At 66.5% G+C, this 14,914-nt stretch carries 14 protein-coding genes and 1 pseudogene; 5 read left to right on the forward strand and 10 right to left on the reverse strand.

Annotated elements, in window-relative coordinates; all coding sequences use genetic code 11:
- Positions 1-21: 21 nt before the first annotated feature.
- A complete protein-coding gene (locus tag ACWJI3_RS14190) occupies positions 22-363 on the reverse strand; it encodes a phasin family protein (RefSeq protein WP_094512662.1) in 342 nt (113 codons plus the stop codon).
- 50 nt (positions 364-413) lie between these two features.
- On the opposite strand from ACWJI3_RS14190, the gene ACWJI3_RS14195 reads away from it, so the two are divergent.
- A complete protein-coding gene (locus ACWJI3_RS14195) occupies positions 414-1,991 on the forward strand; it encodes an apolipoprotein N-acyltransferase (protein WP_480203998.1) in 1,578 nt (525 codons plus the stop codon).
- Positions 1,992-2,049: 58 nt separating this feature from the next.
- On the opposite strand, the gene ACWJI3_RS14200 is transcribed toward ACWJI3_RS14195, so the two are convergent.
- Positions 2,050-2,418: an RNA recognition motif domain-containing protein gene (locus tag ACWJI3_RS14200; protein ID WP_094512660.1), complete on the reverse strand. Its 369-nt coding sequence runs from the start codon at positions 2,416-2,418 to the stop codon at positions 2,050-2,052.
- A 164-nt stretch (positions 2,419-2,582) separates the two neighbouring features.
- Between ACWJI3_RS14200 and ACWJI3_RS14205 the strand changes: the two genes are divergently transcribed.
- Both ACWJI3_RS14205 and ACWJI3_RS14210 read left to right on the forward strand, forming a co-directional pair.
- On the forward strand, positions 2,583-3,146 hold the full coding sequence (locus ACWJI3_RS14205; protein WP_480203999.1) for a PAP/fibrillin family protein: 564 nt from the start codon (positions 2,583-2,585) through the stop codon (positions 3,144-3,146).
- A gap of 61 nt (positions 3,147-3,207) precedes the next feature.
- Positions 3,208-3,465: pseudogene (locus tag ACWJI3_RS14210) on the forward strand (cell division protein SepF); the annotation flags it as partial.
- 30 nt (positions 3,466-3,495) lie between these two features.
- Here ACWJI3_RS14210 and ACWJI3_RS14215 read toward each other — a convergent pair.
- A complete protein-coding gene (locus tag ACWJI3_RS14215; protein ID WP_480204000.1) occupies positions 3,496-5,748 on the reverse strand; it encodes a beta-glucosidase family protein in 2,253 nt (750 codons plus the stop codon).
- Between the two features lie 68 nt (positions 5,749-5,816).
- On the opposite strand from ACWJI3_RS14215, the gene ACWJI3_RS14220 reads away from it, so the two are divergent.
- Positions 5,817-6,149 carry a thermonuclease family protein gene (locus ACWJI3_RS14220; protein ID WP_480204067.1) on the forward strand — a complete coding sequence of 111 codons (333 nt, stop codon included), beginning with the start codon at positions 5,817-5,819 and terminating at the stop codon, positions 6,147-6,149.
- 343 nt (positions 6,150-6,492) lie between these two features.
- On the opposite strand, the gene ACWJI3_RS14225 is transcribed toward ACWJI3_RS14220, so the two are convergent.
- The 3 genes from ACWJI3_RS14225 to ACWJI3_RS14235 are packed head-to-tail and all read right to left on the reverse strand — an operon-like array spanning position 6,493 to position 9,450.
- A complete protein-coding gene (locus ACWJI3_RS14225) occupies positions 6,493-7,590 on the reverse strand; it encodes a type III polyketide synthase (protein WP_480204001.1) in 1,098 nt (365 codons plus the stop codon).
- The gene (locus tag ACWJI3_RS14230; protein WP_480204002.1) at positions 7,581-8,717 is read right to left on the reverse strand and encodes an NAD(P)/FAD-dependent oxidoreductase; all 1,137 of its coding nucleotides are present in this window, start codon (positions 8,715-8,717) and stop codon (positions 7,581-7,583) included. The genes ACWJI3_RS14225 and ACWJI3_RS14230 overlap by 10 nt, the downstream gene beginning before the upstream one ends.
- Positions 8,710-9,450 carry a methyltransferase domain-containing protein gene (locus ACWJI3_RS14235; RefSeq protein ID WP_480204003.1) on the reverse strand — a complete coding sequence of 247 codons (741 nt, stop codon included), beginning with the start codon at positions 9,448-9,450 and terminating at the stop codon, positions 8,710-8,712. Before ACWJI3_RS14235 ends, ACWJI3_RS14230 begins: the two co-directional genes overlap by 8 nt.
- Positions 9,451-9,823: 373 nt before the next feature.
- Here ACWJI3_RS14235 and ACWJI3_RS14240 point away from each other — a divergent pair, with 373 nt between their 5' ends.
- The gene (locus ACWJI3_RS14240) at positions 9,824-10,219 is read left to right on the forward strand and encodes a hypothetical protein (RefSeq protein WP_480204004.1); all 396 of its coding nucleotides are present in this window, start codon (positions 9,824-9,826) and stop codon (positions 10,217-10,219) included.
- Positions 10,220-10,235: 16 nt separating this feature from the next.
- On the opposite strand, the gene ACWJI3_RS14245 is transcribed toward ACWJI3_RS14240, so the two are convergent.
- From ACWJI3_RS14245 to ACWJI3_RS14260, 4 genes are all read right to left on the reverse strand, one after another.
- On the reverse strand, positions 10,236-10,694 hold the full coding sequence (locus ACWJI3_RS14245; RefSeq protein ID WP_480204005.1) for a hypothetical protein: 459 nt from the start codon (positions 10,692-10,694) through the stop codon (positions 10,236-10,238).
- 2,926 nt (positions 10,695-13,620) lie between these two features.
- Positions 13,621-13,776 carry a hypothetical protein gene (locus ACWJI3_RS14250; RefSeq protein ID WP_158217462.1) on the reverse strand — a complete coding sequence of 52 codons (156 nt, stop codon included), beginning with the start codon at positions 13,774-13,776 and terminating at the stop codon, positions 13,621-13,623.
- Between the two features lie 148 nt (positions 13,777-13,924).
- Positions 13,925-14,191, reverse strand: a complete 267-nt coding sequence (locus tag ACWJI3_RS14255; RefSeq protein WP_094512650.1) for a hypothetical protein — start codon at positions 14,189-14,191, stop codon at positions 13,925-13,927.
- Between the two features lie 26 nt (positions 14,192-14,217).
- A complete protein-coding gene (locus ACWJI3_RS14260) occupies positions 14,218-14,799 on the reverse strand; it encodes a hypothetical protein (protein ID WP_480204006.1) in 582 nt (193 codons plus the stop codon).
- Between the last annotated feature and the right edge of the window lie 115 nt (positions 14,800-14,914).

Genomic DNA, 14,914 nt, shown 5'->3' on the forward strand with positions numbered 1-14,914 from the left:
GGTTTCCGGCCGAGGTCGCATTCAGTCGCTGCTGTCCTCCGTCTCCCGGCGGGCGCGCAGGGCCTGCTCGAGCCGGTCGATGCGACCACGCAGCTCGTCCACCTCCCTCTGCCGCGCCAGCCCCAGGTCCTGGAGAAACGACTCCACGTTGCGCTCCACCGTGCGGCCTGCCTGTTTCTCCAGCTCGGGGTTGTCTCCCCGCAGGGCTCGCAGCACGTCATCCACCAGGGCGGTGGCCTGGCCGGGATCGAGCCGGCCGCTGGTCACCCACGACTGGGTGACGCTGCGCAGCCGCTCAGCCACCATCGAACTGGTGCCGAGCCCACGCAGCAGCAGCTGTTGCAGCAGATTGTCCCGTTCCATGGCGACAACGTTCGGTGCCCCATCCTGGTCTCCCGCCCTGGACCCAAGCCATGGGCGATGACCGGCCGCTGCCCTGGGCCACGCGCCCGCTCACGGCTCCCTTCACCGCCGTCTTGGCGGGTGCGCTGGCGGGCGTGACGTTCGCCCCGTGGGGCTTTCCGCCCCTGCTGTGGCTGGCGTTGGTGCCGCTGTGGGGGCAGACCACGCCGGCTGGCGCTGCCCTGTGGGGGGCGGCGGCGGTGCTGGTGAGCCACCGCTGGCTGCTCTGGCTCCATCCGCTCGACTGGGTGGGGGTGCCGCTACCGCTGAGCCTGCCCCTCTGCCTTGCCCTGTGGGGTGCCCTGGCGGTGCTCGGTGCCGCCCTGGTGGCGCTGTGGAGCCTGCTGGTGCGCCGCCTCGATCCGCGTCGCTGGAGCACGGCTTTGCTGGCGGCCGCGCTCTGGGGTCTGGCGGAAGTGACGCTGGCCACCGGGCCGCTGTTCTGGATCGGGCTCGGGGCCTCGGCCCTGCCCGGCGACCGGCCCCTGGCCGGGCTGGCGGCACTGGGCGGCAGTGGCCTGGTGGCGGCGGTCCAGCTGTTGATCGGCTGGGGTCTCTGGCGGGTGCTGGCCGGCGGCCCGCAGCGGCGGCGTCGCAGCGGTGTGCTCCTGGCGGCCTCGATCCTGCTGCTGCACCTGATCGGCTGGAGCCAGCTGGGAGTTTTGGAAGGTCAGCGCCAGAGCACTGGTCAGAAACCGGACCAGCGACTGAGCCAGATCCCGGCCAAGCACACTGCAATCCAGCACAGCGAGGCCGTAGACCTGCGGGAGCTCGTGCTGGTGCTGCAGCCGGCGATTCCCACGCGGCGCAAGTTCGACGCCGATCAGCAACTCCTCCTACGCCGCCGTCTGGCCGCCGCTCAGGCGGAGGCGATGCAGCGGCAGGTGGATCTGCTGGTGCTGCCGGAGGGGGCTCTCGCCCTGGGGCAACACCTGCCGGCAACGGGGCCGGTGGAGGTGCTCAGCGGTGGCTTCCGGCAGGTGGGGAAAGAGCTGCGCAGCAGTGTGCTGCGCTTCCCGCCGGGCTCCCTCCAGCCCGTCTCCGCCCTCGACAAGCACCGGCTGGTGCCGCTTGGGGAATGGGTGCCGCTGGCGCGTTGGTGGCGCTGGGCCGGCCTGTCGGCGGTGGGCGGGGTGCAGCCCGGGGCGCCCTCGCGCCTGTTGCAGCGGCCGGCGGGCGCGCTCGCTGTGGCCATCTGTTACGAGCTGTCGAACGGCCGGGGGCTGGCGGCCGCCAGCCGCGCCGGAGCCGGCTGGCTGCTGGCCACAGCCAACCTCGATCCCTATCCCCCGCTCTTGCAGCACCAGTTCGCGGCCCTCAGCCAGCTGCGTGCGATCGAAACGGGCCGCTGGCTGGCCAGTGCCGCCAACACCGGTCCGAGCCTGGTGGTGGACCACCACGGAGTGATTCGCCAGCGGTTGGCCGCCGGGCATGCCGCCACCGGCCTGTTCGCGCTGGAGCACCGCACGGCGTGGACCCCCTACGTGCGCTGGGGCGAACTGCCCCTGCTGGTGCTGGCGCTGGTCGGCGGCGTCTGTCGGGCGGCAGCCATGAAAAAAGCCCCGCACAGGGCGAGGCTTGAAGGTTGATCAGGAAGCGACCGAAGGGCGCTTCGTTGAATCACCAACGGGTGAATTCAGTACCGGCTCAGTAACGGCTGCGGCCGCCACCACCACCGCCGTAGCCGCCGCCGCCACCACCGCCGCCGTAGCCACCGCCACCGCCGCCGCCGTAGCCGCCGCCACCACCGCGGTTGCCGCCGCCACCGCCGCCGCCACGCGGCTCAGCTTTGTTGACGCGGATCATGCGATTCATCCATTCGACGTTCTGGAGATCGTCGATGGCTTTCTGTTCTTCGGCATCATTGGCCAGTTCGACAAAGGCAAAACCGCGCTTCCGGCCGGTTTCCCGATCGAGAGGCAGGCTGCACTGGCGAACTTCCCCGTACTGACTGAAGAGGTCACGGAGATCCTCCTGTTCGGCATCGAACGAGAGGTTGCCTACGTAGATTGTCATTGAGCTGAGAAAAAACTTGAACGGATCCGTCGACGTCTTGAACAGACTTGTGGACTGGCCAGGGATCTAGGAATCAACCAAATCGTACAGGAGCTCGCCCCGTACGTCCGTCCAAGTCTCCCCGTCGTCGCGGTGTGTTTTCCACCCATTGCCAGCCCTCCTCCATGCCACTACGCCAGCAGCTTCTCGACGCCCTGGAGCGGCCCGGATCCCTGGCCGACGACGCACTGCTGGCCCTGATCCAGGGGTTGGAGCAGGAGGCGCCCGCCGATCTGGACCGCCAGCTGGAGCAGCTGACAGGCGTGTGGGAACTGCGCTGGAGCAGCAGCCAACTGCCTTATCTCAAAGTGGCGCCCTGGCTGGAGAACCTGCAGGTGCTGCTGCCGCAACAGGGCCAGGCGATGAACCTGCTGCGACTGGCGGGTCCCCTGGGGCCACTGGCAGCCATCGGCGTGCAGGCCCGCATCGCCGTCACCGGCGCCCAGCGGGTGAGCGTGACCTTCGAGCGGGGTGGTTGGCGCGGGCCCGAGCTGGCGGGCCGTCGGCTGGAGCTGTTCCGCGCCGTTCAGCAGGGATTTCCCGCCTGGCTGGATGTCACGTTTCTTGATGATCAGCTGCGCCTCAGCCGCGGCAACGCCGGCACCGTGTTTGCGCTGCGCCGCCGGCCCGATCTGGATCCCGACATGTTTCTGGGCGCCCTGGACCACCGGGCGGACGCCGCCCCATGACCCCCGCCACCCGGCCGGGCCACACGCCAGCGTGCTGGCACCGGCCGGCTGACCATGTCAGGTTGTGACCATGAACCGGTTCCCCGACCTGCCACCCGAGGTGCTGCTGATGGAGCCCCGGCATTTCGAGGAGTCGCTCGACGCTGTTCAGGCGGTGCGTGAACGCAAGACGGTGGTGCTCAACCTCACCGCGATGGCGCCCGAGGAGGCGCAGCGGTCGGCGGATTTCGTCTCCGGTGGCGTGTTCGCGCTCGATGGCCACCAGGAGCGGCTTGGCGAGATGGTGTTCCTGTTTGCTCCCAAAGGGGTGGGGGTGACCCGCGACGTGGGCGGTGGCGGCTGATCTGTCTCAGTCCTCCAGCACCTGCTCGCGCAAGGTGAGCTCCACCGCCAGGCCGGGTGCCTCCGCGTGAGGCGCCACCAGCACGCGGTGGCACCCCGCCTCCAGCACGAACGCGTCGCGGGCCTCATCGAAGCAGGCCAGACGCCGCAGCGGAATCCGCAAGGTGAGCGGCAGCGTCTGCCCCGCTGCCAGGGTCAGGCGCTGAAAGCCCACCAGCTGCCGCGCCGCCCTCGGCAGCCGCAGGCCCGGGGGCTCCACGTACACCTGCAGCACCTCGTCGCCTGGCACTGCCGCAGTGTTGTGCACCACAAGCGACACGGCCAGCATCTGCTCGTCGGGCCCTTGCGCCTGCGGCACCTGCTCCTCCGGCACGAGCCGGGCCACCAGCCCTTCATGGGTGAAGGCCGCGTAGGACAGACCCCAGCCGAAGGGGTAGGTGGCGGTGTGTCCCTGACGGCGGAGGCGGCGGTAGCCGTGCCAGAGGTCGTAGGTGAGGCGCCTGGCCCGGGGATCGAACGGCGGCAGGTGCGCTTCGCTGCTGGGCAGGGCGAACGGCAGCCGGCCTGAAGGGGACACCCGCCCGAAGATCACATCGGCCAGGGCCGCGCCCCCCTGCTCGCCGGGATACCAGAGCAGCAGCAGCGCCGGTACCTGCTGCCGCCACTCCTCACACAGGATGGCGCCGCCGCCCATCAGCACCACCACGGTGCGGGGGTTGGCTGCGGCCACGGCCCGGATCAGGCGCAGCTGCGCCGCAGGCAAACCCAGGAAGGTGCGGTCGCCGGAGGCGAAGTGACTGCCGGGCCGGGCCGAGCCCAGCCGCGCCAGGGCCGCGATCAGCCGCGTCAGCTGGCGCCAGAGTGGCGTGAGCCGCCGCCAGCCCAGCCAGCGCACCAGCGCGGCGGGGGGCGGCACCTGCTCGAGCACCGGGGCGATGTCCCCCGGGTGGATGTGCTCGCCTTCGTTGCGCCAATCCAGACCCACCACCACCACGGCGACATCGCTCGCGGCGGCCAGGGCGGCGGCGGCTGCCAGGTTCCGCCCCTCCTCGTGGCGGATGTCCATGGCGGGAGCCGCCGCCCGCAGGCCCGCCAGCGGTGTCACGACACTGCCGGCTGCGGGCCGGGTGTCGGAGGAGCCCCGGTCGCCCAGGTTGGGCTGCGCCGCCAGCCGGCCGATCACCGCCAGCGAGCCAGTGGCGGCCAGCGGCAGCAGCGGCCCCTCATTGCGCAGCAGCACGATCGCCTTGGTGGCCGCCTCCCGCGCCAGCGCCAGGTGATCCGCGCAGCGTCGCAGTGTGACCGGGTAGCGGCCGGCGGGCACGGCGAGTTGAACCCGCAGCTGGCGCAGCACCGCATCGTCAATGCGCGCCTGCAGGGCGGCGCTGAGGGGGTGGCCCGCTGCCGGCCCCAGGCTGCCCGCCAGGATCATCGGAAAGGGCATCTCCAGGTCGAGGCCCGCCTGCAGGGCGCGCGGCCCATCGCGCAGCCCGAAGATGAAATCCGTGACCACGAACCCGCGGAAGCCCCAGCGGTCTTTGAGGATGGCCTGCAGCAGCAGCGGGTGCTGGCCGCACCACTCGCCGTTCACGCTGTTGTAGGCGCTCATCACCGAGCCGGCGCCAGCGTCGACGCAGTCGCGGAAGTGGGGCAGGTAGAGCTCATGCAGCACCCGCGGGCTGGCCTGCACATCCACCAGGAAGCGGCAGCCGTCGATGGAGTTGAGCGCGAAATGTTTGACGCAGGCGATGGTGTGGCGCTGCAGTCCGCGGGTCAGGGCGGCGCCCATGGCCCCCACGTGCACCGGATCCTCGCCATAGGTTTCCTGGGCGCGGCCCCAGCCGGGATGACGCAAGAGGTTCACGCACACGGCTCCCACCCAGTTGGCGCCGAACGAGCGGGCCTCAAGACCGATCGCCACGCCGATCCGTTCCTCCAGCTCCGGATCCCAGCTGGCGCCACGGGCGATCGGCACCGGGAAGGTGGTGGCGCCGCCTTCGAGCACCACCCCACGCGGTCCATCGACGAAGTGCAGCCCGCCGATCCCCAGCCGGGGCACCACGCCGGCCGGCCATGGATGGCGGTGAGACGCGTCCTGGGTGGCGATCTCCGCCATCCCCGACCAGAACGGGGTGTCGCCATCGAGGCAGCCGAGCTTCTCCGCCGGGCTCATGCGCTCCAGCAGGGCGCGGGCTTTGCGCTCAATGGCCGCGGCGGGTCCGGCGCGGCCATTGAACAGGTGGGGGCGAGGCGGCGCCATGGCAGGGGGGTGGGCTCACTGTTCATGGTGCAGCCATTCCCAGCAGCAGGCCGCAGGCCGGCACCAACATCGACCTGGCGCTGGTGGAGAGCGGCCACGCCTTCGTGTTCCGCCGTTTCCTCAACCAGTGCGACGCCAAGGCCTACCTGGCGGCGGAGCAGCAAGCCATCCGGCGCCGTGCCGGCGTCTGGCAGGTGCCGGGGGGCCTCAGCCGCCCGTGGGACTTCAGCCGCGAACGGCGCAGCGGCGTGACCTCCCTCTCCGCAGATGGGGCCATGCAGGCTGCCAAGGAAGCCATGTTGCTAAGCAAAGACCTGTCAACGAACGCTGAGTGGGCCATGAGCAGAGCATGGTGGCCCAATGTGGTGCTTCCCGAAGTCAGGAGCACGTCATGCCAGTGATGCCAATGGTGCTCAGAGATTCGCTGGCCAATGCAAGAATTCGGCATTGCCGTCTGAGAGATCGACTTCACTCTGCGGCCAGGTCAATGAGAAGAGGATGAATCTGGCTTGGTTCTCTACTCTCATTGCTGTATTCATCGGCTTCGTTTGCTTTTTTCAGCGGTGGATAGGCGGCACATCCTTGTTGTGCCAAGGGTGAATTCCTTACCCATGACCCATGCCCGGCGCTGCGTCTGTCCCTTCTCCACATTGCTGACCCGTCCTGATCGCTGACGCGCCCAGCTCGCGCACCCTCACGACTCGCCTGTGCCCCCCCAGCTGCCTTTGCCCCCCGGCCACAGCCTCAGCCCAGCAGGCTGGCTTCCACGGTGAGGCCAGGCCCGAAGGCCAGGGCCACCCAGGGGCGGGGAGCGTTGCTGCGGCGCAGCCGCTCGAGGATGAACAGGATCGTGGCCGACGACATGTTGCCGAACTGGCGCAGTACGGCGGCCGAGGGCGCGATCTGGTGGGGCTCCAGCTCCACCGCCGTGGCGACCGCCGCCAGGAGGCGTGGCCCGCCAGGGTGCAGGGCCCAGGACCCGATGGCGGCGAGGGGTTGCCCTCGGGAGCTGAGCCATCGTTCCAGCCAGGGGCGCAGGTGGGTAGCCACGGCCGCCGGCACCTTTGTGGAGAGGGTCATCTCGAAGCCGTGGTCGGCGATGGTCCAGGACATCAGATCGCTGCTGCCCGGAATCAGGGTGGAGCCGGAGGCCAGCACCTGCAGCGGCGGGGCGTCACCGGCTGCCCCTGCCGCTCCGGCAGCCCCCGTGGCCACCAGCGCACCGGCCCCGTCGGCGAAGAGGGCGTTGGCCACCACTTTCTCCGTATCCCAGCCGTAGTGCATGTGCAGGCTGCAGAGCTCCACGGCGCAGAGCAGCACGCAGGCGTTCGGATCGGCTTCCACGAAGGCCCGCGCCACCCGCAGGCCGTTGAGCGCGCCGTGGCAGCCCATGAAGCCCACATGGGTGCGTTCCACATCGGGGTGGAGGGGCAGCTGGGCCATCAGGGCCAGATCGAAGCCCGGCGCCTGGAACCCCGTGCAGCTCACCGTGACCAGGTGGGTAATCCGCTCTGCAGCCAGGTCGGCATCCGCCAGAGCCCGGCGTGCCGCCTCCAGCGCCAGGGGTTCAGCATGGGTTTCGAAGGCCCGGAGCCGCGCGCCGGTGGAGGGGCTGCTCTCGCCGTAGAAGGGCATGCGGCCATCGATGCCCGCCTCGTGCTCCGCCGACTCCAGCAGCACGCTGTGGCGCAGGTTCACCCCGGAGCGCCGCTGGATGCGCGCCAGCAGGGCCGCCCGCTCCGGTGTGGAAGCGGAGATGCGCGCGGCCATCGCCGCCGATTCCGCCGGGCTGATCCGGTGGCGGGGAACGCTGGTGCCGACGCCGAGGATCGTCAGGGGCATCGCAGCAGCCGTTGCGGCAGGGAAGGCAGGCGAGACGCTGCCCAGAACAGGCCCCGGCTGCTGGTGGGGTGGCGCAGCGCCAGGGCCAGGCCACGACAGAGCAGCTGCCGGCGGCCGATCCGTTGCCGGTGCAGCTCACGCCAGCGGCGCTCGATCGCCGGCTGCCAGCTGCCGGTGCCCTCGAGCACCAGCGGCGTGGCGGCGACGGCGGCGGCGAGGGCCCAGCCCATGCCTTCTCCAGTGAAAGGCTCCACATAGCCGGCGGCATCGCCGAGCACCAGGAAGCGATGGCCCGCCAGGGGGGTGGTGCGGCGACTGAGCGCCGGTGTGCTCTGCCAGGCGGCCTCCGCCAACTGGGGAATGGCGGGAAAACCGGCCTCCGCCAGCACCTGCCTGGCCGCCGCCGCGGCGCCTCCACACTCCTGCAGCAGGGCGCGATCGAAGGCCGCTGCCAGGTTGAGGCTGCCGTCCTCCACCCGCACCAGGCCCACGTATCCCTGGCGGCCCACCGCCATGTGGATGGTGCCCTCCTCCCAGCGGCTGTGGCTCCCCGCCAGCACGCAGCCGGCCCCCAGCCGGGAGCGGGGGCTGATGCGGGTGTGGGCAGAGGGCTCGTGCTCCAGGCTGCGGTTGGCCAGCCCCGCCGCCACCAGCACCACGGACGCCTGCACCAGCTCCTGCCGCTGTCCCTGCCGTAGGCAGACGCTGCGGGTTTGGGTACCGGTGCGGGGGGTGACGCCACCCAGCTGCGCGGTGGTGCGGGGGCGGAACACGGCACCGGCGTTGACGGCCGCCTCCACCAGCGCCTGATCGAAGCGACCGCGGGAGAGGGCCCGCCCCGGCGGCAGGGCGCAGGTGGTTTCCCGTCCGCCCAGGCCGAGCCGCAGCCGCCGCAAGGGTCGCCCGCCCAGGTGTTCGAGCATGTGGCCCTGGCCCACGGAGGCGAGGGCCGCCTGGGCCTGGGCGTTGAAGCAGGAGCCGCACACCTTCCAGCGCGGAAAGCTGCGCTTCTCCACCAGCAGCACCGTCAGACCGCGACGGGCCAGATCCAGGCTGGCCAGGGCGCCGGCGGGCCCGGCCCCGATCACCAGCACGTCCCAGGGCTTGCCCGGTTGGCGTTCAACCACGGGACCAGCTCAGCAGGTAACGCTCCGGCCAGCAGCGCTGGATCCTGGCGCCGCTCAGCCCGGCCCGATCAGCCATGGCCGCCACCTCAGCGGGCTGGAAGGCCCCTTGCACCGACAGCGGTCCATCGGTGTGGACGATCCAGGAGCGGCTGAGCAGCCGGGTGCCGGCCCAGGCCAGGCCATAGCCGAGCGGGCTGCGGATCAGGTCGTTGACGAGCACGAGGTGACGGGCCCGGCGGGCCATCAGGGCCAGCAGTACCTCGGCGTCGTGGTCGCCCAGGTGGTGCAGGAACAGGGAGGTGATCACCACGTCATAGCCAGCGGGCGCGGCTCCGTCCGGACCGGAGGGCAAGGGATTCGCCAGGGCATCGGCCTGGAAGAAGCGCGCCGCGGCGCCGCGGCGTTCCGCATTGGCGCGGGCGATCGCCACAGCGCTGGCACTGATGTCGCAGCCCTCCAGGATCAGCGGCAGCTTGCTGCGCCGGGCCAGCAGGACCAGATCAATCACGGTGTCACCGCCGCCGCAGGCCAGATCGAGCACCCGCAGCGGCTGGTCTGGCTGCCGCGCCGCCAGCGCCGCGATCGGCGCGAACAGGGAGGCGGAACAACGGCTCAGGGCATTGATGCGGCGGAGACCCGCCAGGGCCCGGGCGTGATCGGCGGGGTCGATGCCCGGCTGATCCATCACTTCAGGTATCCGTTCCCTGCGGCTCAGGGCGTTCAGGCTCGGCATCGCCTCGGCTTGTCCTGAGAGGGCATGCACGAATGATGGCGACGCCGGGTGGGCAGAGGGCGTCGTGCGGGGTTCCTCGTTGATCCGTGCGGCAGGGCAGCACCCCTGCTGACCGAGGGCTGGCAGCGATGGCAGAGCTTTTCCGAAGGCGTTGAGCAAACGCCGCACCCAGAGCATCCGTTCAAGTGCTTGGGCGTGAAGCTCCTGCGGCCTCAACCAAACCAGGCACGGAGGTCTCAGAGATGCATCGGTTGCGGAGCACCCGGCTTGTGTCGAGGCACCCTCCACAGCCTTGATGTGGAGATTGGCAGCACCAGCCATTGGAGCGGTGTGATCCAGCCATTGTTGAGAAGCTCGATCACCGGCTACAGCCGTGACGACCACCGCCCAGCACCTTCTCAATGGACTCATCGCCGGACTGGCTGCGGGGCTCACCCTCGCTCCTCCGGCGCAAACCGCCGAGCGGCTCGGGGCCATCCCCGCAGTCTTCCGGGGCCTCTGGATGGCAGAGGCGCGGCACTGCACTGCCCCGCAGAGCGACGAGTCGTGGCTTCGCATCGAAGCCGATCGCCTCAGCTTCTATGAGAGCAGTGGGCCGGTGCTGGCGGTGGCGGGAGAGGGGCCCGAGCGGATCGGCGTGATCATCGCGCTCTCCGGGGAAGGCAGTACCTGGCTGTACCTCGGCCTGCTGAGCCTGGATCCGGGCGGAGACCGCCTGCGGCTGGTCAGCACGGGGGTGGAGGGTGAAGTGTTCCGGGTGCGGTGTTAGACGCGCTGAGCCAGCTTCAGGGCTGGTTGACGTTGCACTCCCGCAGACTCCCAGCGATCGCAGTGATCAGGTTCTCAGCCTCATTGCGCCAGTCGCTGCGGAACTTAAAGCCCAGCACCACCGTTTCTCGATTCTGAAGCCGCAGGGCGTAGACCTCGGCGAAGGAAGGAGCGGGAATCGAGGTGGAGAAGGCCAGCCCTTCAACACTGCGCTCCAGCAGGCGGCGCTGAATCGGCCTTCCCTGATGGGCCTGGCCGGCGAGGAACACCGTTGCCACGTAGGCACGCAGTTCGGCCGGGGTCATGCCGGCCTTGGCATCGGTGACGTCAAGCGGAAAGCGAACAGCGGTGAGGCTGAAGCGCTCGCTCTGCGCGTCGGCTGCCGGCGGATGCACCACAGACACAGCAGCGAGACCCACCGATAAGGGGCTAGAGAGGGCGCGTGGGGAACGGAAGCAGAGACCCTGCAGCGCCACGACCTTGTCGGGCCGGGCTGGAGCCTCACCTAGTGAAAGCACCAGACACAGAGCGAAGGCAATACCGGCGGCGGCAGGGCAACAGTTTCCCTTCAGAAAGGCAGCCTCTCGCCTGGCAGCCTGAAACAAGTAAGCCCTCCAGGCATGACTGAACCATGCGCGGAACCAGCGGGACGGTGTCACGACGATGCTCCATCCGTGGTTACCAGCATCCTCATCCAAAGGGTTCTAGGACGCGCCTCAACTGGGTCCACCTCGAGTGAACTCTTGAGCTTGCAGCTACTTGACCTCGCGCCTACGGCGATCAGTAGCAGACGATCGAGGCCGGGCCCCAATGGACTGTCGAAGTCTTGCTGCCCGTACGCAACAGCATGGCAGCAGCATCAACCACGCTCTCCATCATCCCGCCGAAGTGAACTGCATCGCCCTGCTCATCCGTCGCTGCCAGGGTTGGAGCACAGACCTGGCGTGCCAGGGGGACTGGGCACCCGAAGGCGCACGGCACCAACGACTAGCCGGCGGCCGCCGCGCCCTGCGCCCCCTGTGGTGATCGCCACCAGCTCCCACTGTGATCCAGCCCATCGCGCTGAGGTCTTGAAATGATCAGTCCATTCATGCCGATGAGCAGAAGCAACAGCTACGGCGTGATCACTTGATGAATCCATTCGGAAAACTCCACCGAGAGCTTGATGGTCATGTCAACTCGGTCGATGAGACCTGGTCGCTCGCCATCCGCTGGTAGTAGCAGGACGATCCGCTGGCAACTCGGCCGCACCAATCTACCGTGGCCCGACGGTCAACAATGTTCGTAGATCCTGTCCCACAATTCACCTCCCGCAGAGCCGACCAAGATCAACACCTTCCTCCTGACGGAAACAAACAAGAGAAGGCCTAAGGCCACGCCTGCCCAGGTGAAGTAGTCAGCGTATAACTTCAGCTGCCGTGCTGGAATCAGAGTACTGTTGCAGAACACTTGGCAATGACGATCGGACCACTGCGGAGGGCGCTGGTCAACGTCCTCATCAGCCACTTGAGCTTGTTGTGAGCCTCAACGCCTAACTGGATCTCCCCAAGAACTGGACAGCCCTCTCTCCCAATCCTTATCTGGTTTCGCGCGGCAAACTCAGCTGTTTGACACAAAGCCTGGAGACCAACCAACTCAGGGGCTTACTCATCTTGTGCATTTCCAGGAAGACCATCTCAACTCGAATCGAAGTTGAACTCGAACCACCATCGAAGGCCTGAAGTAGAGCTATCCGCCTGGTGCAACCCGAATGAGTCAGATCTCATCAAGCCACACCTCCCATACAGACCCAAGGAGCACCTTTTCGGGAATGCCTGCAGCGAAGGCACTCAACCACAGAGCTGGCAAAAGAACGCACCACATTGTTCGGGGCGCTTAGGGGCGCTTGATTGCGAGACCCGAGCGCAGCACTGGCCGCTGAATATGACCTGAATCTGCCAAGCCATGGTGGGCAGCGATTTGGATACGTTGCGGAGGTCCTCAAGCTACGTGCGGCTGTCAATCGCGCAGGAGGGGATTCGAAAAAGAACTCTCTGCTGACCGAAAGAGATTGCCCAACCGGAATACCTGCTGGAGTGTGATGAACAACTCTCGGTAGTGAAGTCAACTGATGCCCAGCAGGCCGCGGATGAAGGCCTCACCGCCGAACAGAACAACAGGTACCGATCAATGTTGAGGCTCGCAGCCGCCTGGTGCAGCAGCAGCCGATGCTTCAGGGAGGGGCTTGGGACAACCACGAGCGTGGGGTCTTGATCAGGCTCCAACGCAAAGCTCAGCAGTCTGCACAGGGCATCCCAGCAGCCGGAGTGCCAGCTCCACCTGCGCCTTGCCCACGCACACACGTTCACTGCCGCCAGAGGGCTGCAAGGCAATGGGCTCCCGGGTGCGGCGAAAAGCCCCCCCACCGGCGAGGTCAGGCGCCTGAAGCCATTATCATTTGAGGACACGACTTTATGGCTTCAGGCGGAGGGCTGGTTGCAACATGATGCAGATTTCGCCAGAAACGAGAAATGTCGATTGTCACAAGTGCGACTGGATTCTATGGCAGAGATGATTGCGGCTGAAGCTAATTTTTCATTACCAAACATCCATTCTCTTCACAAGCCCTGGGGTCAATGAAATGCTTGCCTTTGTTTTGTCCCGGCTATTCACTCATACGCTTCTCAGTGGTGTTCTGGGAGCGATTTTGGGTGTTGCTATTGGTGTTGTTACTGGGGCACTTCGGCGATCAATTCCAAGCACATTAGCAGTGAGCATAAGGGGCGCTTTTTTAGGCTGCATCCTGGCTTGCAGCAGCCCACTGATTTGCACCCCTGGCTCCCTGGAGTCTTGGGGAGCGGGGGGAGGGCTGGGATCATTGTCAGTACTGGTAAGCCTGGCTTTCATTGCCTTGGGAGGGCTAATTGGCGGACTGACTGCAAGCACATTTGGATACCGATGGGTGACGAGAATGAAACCCAGATTCTTTGCATGGACGATGAGTGGCATTTACATCTTCATGGCAGCTTCTCTTGCATATGGCTATCTCCGCTATTGCTTCGTTGGGTCATCGTATTGCTAAGCTCTATTCTTCCGTCAAAATCCGAGGCCGATCACAAAGGTCGGTTATTGGGATGCGATCTGGATGCGCCACATCATCCAAGCCGAAGATGGCGGGATGTTCTTTGCTTGAGCCAGGGAGAGCCGTCGCTACTGAATTGAACCGTTAGCAAGGGCTGCAGGCGAGCACATCTTCGGAGATGGCATCGGGGCTGCTTTGAGTCGCCACCATGCTGTTCATGCCAGGAGGTGATCATGACGCTGCTGGGAAGGGAAGCCACCCGGCGGGCACGCACACTTGGGCAGTTCGGCTCAGATGGGCCAGAAGCCACTCCCAGCACTGTGCCATCCACAGCGTCGTGCTCACTCATCAAGCGGATCGCCACTCGCTGACAACGCTAAAGCGCCCGCATGCATCAGTTCATTCACTTCATCGGCAAAGCCGATGCCAGGGAAAGACGTCGTCACCATGCTGCGCAGGCGGTGATCAATTGTGCGCGTCCCAACAGTGTTCTGCACTGATCAGGGGGTACCTGATTCGCGTCATGACGATCGACGCAACACGAGCCTGCCGATGTGTCTGAACATGCCGTTCTCCCTGGCCGGTGTCGCATGGCGGTGACATCGGGTCAGACGTCAACCAAGGCCTTGCATTGCACTCCGGGAGCTACTTGATGCTGATGAAGCCCAGCTGATCCTCAATCAAGGCGCTGCAGGTGGGAGCCTTCTGGCGCACCACCTCTGCGGCGATGCGCATGAGAACGTCCATTCTCCGCCCGACCGCCCATGGATAGCAGGTGTTCCATTCACTGATGTCGCCGATCAAGATGGATGCAACGGTGTCGCCACCGCAGAACTCCCAGTAACAGGAGATGGTGTTGATCCCTTCGTGGTAAACGACAACCCCGCTACGCCCGTTGTCGCTGATCTCCACCCACCATGGTGCAGAGAGGCTCCCGGTCACCGGCTGGCCGGCTCCAGGATGCGGTGGGAGGGAACCTCATGGAGAGCCATCAAGCGACGCTCAATGGTGGCTCCATTGGCCTTCATCCAGGCCGCCGTGGTATCTCCTACTTTTTGCCCATAGATGCGATGGCTGTAGATCACCGCAGTGCCACGACCATCTGCCAGCCTGAATCGCGCAAAGACAGCCTCGATAAAGTTACGAACAGGGAAAAGAACGACGATCAGATGTTCTGCGGGCTTCACGGCAGTGCGGGGAACCGATAAAGTGCGAACCACCACGGCCTTGTTCTGCTTGTAGTTATCGAGCACCCTATTGGCAACATTGGCCAGCCCATCCCCATCGCTGACACCTGGGTACGTGTTGATGGTTATCATGTCCGTCCAGCGACTCAGGTCAGTCTGATCAGATGGAGTGAACTCATGCTGATGTTTTGACGACCATCGAAGGAGATAAGTCTGATCAGCAAACTTCATCGTCAACGGAGAAGCTGGCGGCCCACCTGCCGCATGCGAGGCGATCGGCACAGTCATCATCAATACAGCTGTCAATCGAATCAAGCCACGAAGGTTGCGCATGCCACTTATGCGGGAATCTCACCGGGAAAGGCCCGAAGACAATCTTCAGGAACATGGGCAGGATACGCACTTGCGGTGCGCAGTAGCAGCAAGCGGCGACGTGCGGCTTCGAAGA

Source organism: Marcopretia estuarina LEGE 06307 (assembly GCF_056633115.1).